4 protein-coding genes are annotated in these 3,511 nt (G+C 68.8%); 1 reads left to right on the forward strand and 3 read right to left on the reverse strand.

Annotation, left to right across the window (positions count from 1 at the left end; genetic code table 11):
• A partial coding sequence (locus tag VGT00_20150; GenBank protein ID HEV8533744.1) for an arabinose ABC transporter permease occupies positions 1-540 on the forward strand: 540 nt, incomplete at its 5' end.
• Position 541: 1 nt separating this feature from the next.
• Here the strand turns inward: VGT00_20150 and VGT00_20155 are convergent.
• The 3 genes from VGT00_20155 to VGT00_20165 form a co-directional block, all read right to left on the reverse strand.
• Positions 542-799, reverse strand: coding sequence for a MoaD/ThiS family protein (locus VGT00_20155; protein HEV8533745.1), 258 nt, complete (start codon positions 797-799; stop codon positions 542-544).
• A 7-nt stretch (positions 800-806) separates the two neighbouring features.
• Complete coding sequence (locus VGT00_20160) at positions 807-3,095, reverse strand: xanthine dehydrogenase family protein molybdopterin-binding subunit (GenBank protein ID HEV8533746.1); 2,289 nt, start codon at positions 3,093-3,095, stop codon at positions 807-809.
• Positions 3,096-3,099: 4 nt separating this feature from the next.
• Positions 3,100-3,511: (2Fe-2S)-binding protein (locus VGT00_20165; protein ID HEV8533747.1), on the reverse strand; the 412-nt coding region annotated here is incomplete at its 5' end.

The raw sequence follows: 3,511 nt of genomic DNA on the forward strand, positions 1-3,511 counted from the left end.
CCCGTGTCGAGCGGCCTCCTGCCCTACATCGCCCAGCGCGTCTTCCTGGTCGACGCCACGGGGCTGGGCTGGCTCGTGGCCAGCTTCTCCTTCGGCGGCCTCCTCGCCTCCATCATCATGGTGGTGACGGGAGGGCCACGCCGCCCGGAGCGCTCCACGCTCGTCCACACCGCGATCTGGTACGCCCTGCTCCTCGGCTTCGGCCACGTGCGGAGCATGAGCGCGGGGCTTCTCCTGCTCTTCGTCGCCGGCTTCGTCCAGAACGTGGCGATGATCTCGATGTCCGCCACCCTCCTGGCCGCGGCGGGCGAGCGCTTCCGCGGACGCGTGATGGGCGTGCGGCAGCTCGCCGTCTACGGCATGCCCCTCGGCTTGATGGCCTCCGGCGCCCTCATCGAGCGCATCGGCTATCCCCTGACCATCAGCGCGTGCTGCACGGTCGGTCTGCTCTTCACCTTCCTGATCGGGATGAAGTGGCGCGCCAGCATCTGGCAGACGGCAGTGGCCTCCCGCACCACCTCGATACCGCAGCGCGTGTGAATCAGGCGGATGCCGATCCGCCGGCGATCTGGGGAAGCAGGAACACCTCGCTGTCGGGGCCGATCGGCTCGAGGAGGGCGTCCTGATAGATCTGACCGTCGATGGCCACGGCCACCCCGTCTTCCAGATGGCGCGCCAGCGCCGGGTGTAGCTCGCTGAGCTGCTGGAAGAGCTGCTTCACGGACGTCGCCGAGAGATCGAACTCGGCGACGCCTCCCGTGAGCTGCGCGAGGTTGCCGACCAGCACCACCCGCGCCATGCGTGACTCAGGCTCGGCTGAGCCCTTTCTCCTTGAGCGCCTTGAGCACCTTGGGCGGTGACATCGGCAGCTCGGTGAAGCGGATGCCCGTGGCGCTCTCCATGGCATTGGCGATCGCCCCCAGGGGCGGCACGATCGGCGTCTCCCCGACGCCCCGCACGCCGTACGGGTGCTTCGGGTTCGCCACCTCGACGATGATGGCGTCGATCATCGGCACGTCGGAGGCCACGGGCATGCGATAGTCGAGGAAGCCCGCGTTCTGCAGCTTGCCGTCGCTGCCGTAGATGTACTCCTCGTTCAGCGCCCAGCCGATGCCCTGGACGGCCCCGCCCTGGAACTGTCCCTCGACGTAGGCGGGATGGAGGGCGCGGCCGGCGTCCTGGGCGACCGTGTAGCGCAGGATGGTCACTCGCCCGGTCTCGGGGTCGACCTCGAGATCGACGAGATGGGTGCCGAAGCCCGGCCCCGCGCCCTGCGCGTTGATCCGGCCCACGCCGCCGATGGGACCGCCGGTCTTGCCGGCCACCTTGGCGAAGTCCGCGATGGACATCGGCTTGACCTTCTCGGCGAGGGCGCCGAGGGGCTTCACGGAGCCGCCCGAGAACTCGACCTGGTCCGGCTTGGCCTCCCACAGCTTGCAGGCCCGCGCGCACAGCTCGGCCTTGATCTGCTTGGCCGCCTCCACGATGGCCATGGAGCCCGAGAAGGCCGAGCGGCTACCCCCCGTGAGGAAGTTGAAACCGACGGAGCCGGTGTCGCCGATGATCGGGCGCACCTTGTCGTACGGGACGCCCAGCTCGTCCGCGGCCACCGCGGCCAGCGAGGCGCGCAGCCCGCCGATGTCCGGCGTGCCGGCCATCAGCGAGATGGTGCCGTCCTCGTTCACGGTGAGCGACGCGCAGGTCTCCCCGCCGATGTTGAACCAGAAGCCCGAGGCCACGCCGCGGCCCTGCCACTTCCGGAGCGGGGCGTTCCAGTGCTCGGTCTTCTTGATGGCGTTCAGCGTCTCCTCGAGCCCGACGGGCCCGAACTTCGGGCCGTACGCCGCCTTGGTGCCTTCACGCGCCGCGTTCTGCATGCGCAGATCGATGGGGTCGATCTCGAGCTTCTTGGCGATCTCGTCCACCACGCTCTCCACCGCGTACTCCGAGATCGGCGCGCCCGGCGCCCGGTAGGCCGCCACCTTCGGGCGATTGGACACCACGTCGTAGCCGATGACGTGCACGTGCTCGATGTCGTAGGGCGCGAACGCGCACATGACACCGGGCTGTACCGGCGAGCCCTGGAACGCACCTGCCTGGTACTTCAGCTCGGCGAAGGCGGCCACGAACTTGCCCTCCTTGGTGGCGCCCAGCTTGACGCGCACCGTGGCGCCAGAGGTGGGGCCGGAGGCCTTGAACACCTCCTCGCGGGACATCACCATCTTCACCGGCCGCTTGGCCTTCTTCGAGAGCGCGATGGCCAGCGGCTCGAGGTAGACCACGGTCTTGCCGCCGAAGCCGCCGCCGATCTCGGAGGCGGTGACGCGGACCTTGCCGATGTCGAGACCGAGGAGCCGGGCGCAGTGGGCGCGCACGATGAAGTGGCCCTGCGTGGTGCACCACAGCTCGGTGGAGCCGTCCTCGGAGACGCTGGCCAGGGCGGCGTGGGGCTCGATGTAGCCCTGGTGCACGGGCGCCGTCTTGAACTCGCGCTCGATGACGAGGTCGGCCTTCTTGAAGCCGGCCTCCACGTCGCCCTGCTTGATCTCGACGCGCTTGGCGATGTTCGAGGGCTTCTCGGGCTTGGGCTCGACGCCGACGGTGAAGAGATCGTCGTGCAGGAGGGGGGCGTTTGGCTGCATCGCCTCGACCACGTCGATCACGTGCGGGAGCACCTCGTACTTCACCTCGATGAGCTTGAGGGCGCGACGGGCGATGGCGGCACTGGTGGCGGCGACCGCGGCCACGGCGTGGCCTTCGTACAGCGCCTTCTCACGGGCCATGACGTTCCGGACTACGTCCTTGTAGTTCATCATCATCTCGCCCGCCGGGATGAACTCCGAGGACTGGTCGGCGAAGTCCGCGCGGGTGATCACGGCCTTGACCCCGGGCAGTGCCTCCGCCCGGGAGGTGTCGATGGACACGATGCGCGCGTGCGGGTGCGGGCTGCGCAGCACACGGCCGATGAGCTGGCCGGGCAGGTTGAAGTCGGCCCCGAAGCGGGCGCGCCCCGTCACCTTGTCCGCGCCGTCCGGACGGATGGTGCGCGTGCCGACATACGTCTGCGAGTTCCCATTCGTCATCGTCTCGGCCATGGGTCTATCCCTTTCTCATCGTCGCGGCGGTGTCCATCACCGCGCTCACGATCTTGTCGTATCCCGTGCACCGGCAGAGGTTGCCGGCGAGCCAGTAGCGGACCTCGGTCTCCGTCGGGTTGGTCGTTCTCTCGAGCAGGGCCTTGGAGGCCACGAGGAACCCTGGGGTGCAGATGCCGCACTGGAGCGCGGCGCTCTTCAAGAATTGCTGTTGCAGCGGATGGAGCGTCTCGCCGGTGGCCATGCCCTCGATGGTCTCGATCTTCTGCCCACCTACCTCGCAGCCCAGCACGAGACAGGAGCAGACCAGGCGCCCGTCCAGCATGACGCTGCAGGCGCCGCAGTCGCCGGAGGCGCAGCCTTCCTTGCTGCCCGTCAGGTGGAGGGTGTCGCGAAGCACGTCGAGCAGCGTCTCC

This window comes from Candidatus Methylomirabilota bacterium, assembly GCA_036002485.1.
Taxonomy (GTDB): domain Bacteria; phylum Methylomirabilota; class Methylomirabilia; order Rokubacteriales; family CSP1-6; genus AR37.

Bases quoted from the DNA above. Each gene is read 5' to 3' on its own strand.
- VGT00_20155 (HEV8533745.1), bottom strand. From the start codon at position 799: ATGGCGCGGGTGGTGCTGGTCGGCAACCTCGCGCAGCTCACGGGAGGC.
- VGT00_20160 (HEV8533746.1), bottom strand. From the start codon at position 3,095: ATGGCCGAGACGATGACGAATGGGAACTCGCAGACGTATGTCGGCACG.